Source organism: Mesorhizobium sp. M7A.F.Ca.CA.002.04.1.1 (assembly GCF_004022805.1).
Lineage (GTDB): Bacteria > Pseudomonadota > Alphaproteobacteria > Rhizobiales > Rhizobiaceae > Mesorhizobium > Mesorhizobium ciceri.
In genome coordinates, this window is record NZ_RZPL01001170.1 from 1 (window position 1) to 885 (window position 885).

Genomic DNA, 885 nt, shown 5'->3' on the forward strand with positions numbered 1-885 from the left:
CAGGATGAAGCGGAAGGGCGCCGCCTTCAGCAGACCCATCAGCTTCGGCAGCGTGTCGATGTCCTCGCGGTGGATCTCGATCAGCTTCAACGGCAGGTCGGACCTGGCCTTGGCGTTGATCTCCGCATGCACGGCCTTGACCAGCGACGATTTGCCCATGCCGCGCGCGCCCCACAACAACACATTGTTGGCCGGGTAGCCGGCAGCGAAGCGTTCGGTGTTGTCGACAAGGATGTCGCGGACGCGGTCGACGCCACGGATCAGTCCGATGTCGACGCGGTTAACCCTGTGCACCGGTTCCAGATAGCCCGGATCGGCCTGCCAAACGAAGCAATCAGCCTCGCGGAGGTCGGTTTGGGGCACCGGCGGCGGGGCAAGGCGGCTCACCGCTTCGATCAGCCGGTCGAGTTTCTGGTTCAGGGCCTCAATGCTGCTGTCGGTCATGTCTGTCTTTTGTTTTCGCGTTTTTGATGTCTTGGGGCGTGAAGCTGCCCGATTTCGCCTGATACAAAACCGGTTGCAACCTTTTGTTCGAGCATAATTTTTTGCGGAAACCGGCTCGCGCTTTTTGCGATCCTGCTCTAACACGGCTCAACAGGCCGGAAAAGCAGCCGATTTGGCCGGCCGCGCAGTTGCATTGACAACTTTACCGACTATATTCCGGCCAAATTTCAAGGGGCCGCCAGATTGGCGGCTGTTTTCAAAATTCAGGAGTACCTCGATGTTCGTGACACCGGCATACGCCCAAGGCGTCGGCGCTTCTCCCGACATGTTCATCAGCATTTTGCCGTTTGTCCTGATTTTCGTGATCATGTATTTTCTGATCATCCGGCCGCAGCGCACGCAGCTGAAGAAGCGTGGCGAGATGCTGGCCGCGGTCCGTCG

Annotated in this window: 2 protein-coding genes; one reads left to right on the forward strand and one right to left on the reverse strand. The window is 58.6% G+C overall.

The features are described 5' to 3' along the window. Window positions 1-444 (reverse strand): DUF815 domain-containing protein (locus ENZ75_RS33070; protein ID WP_128278669.1); only part of this gene is annotated, 444 nt, incomplete at its 3' end. 277 nt (window positions 445-721) lie between these two features. Here ENZ75_RS33070 and ENZ75_RS33075 point away from each other — a divergent pair. After that, the coding region (locus ENZ75_RS33075) for a preprotein translocase subunit YajC (protein WP_206617173.1) at window positions 722-885 on the forward strand (164 nt) is incomplete at its 3' end.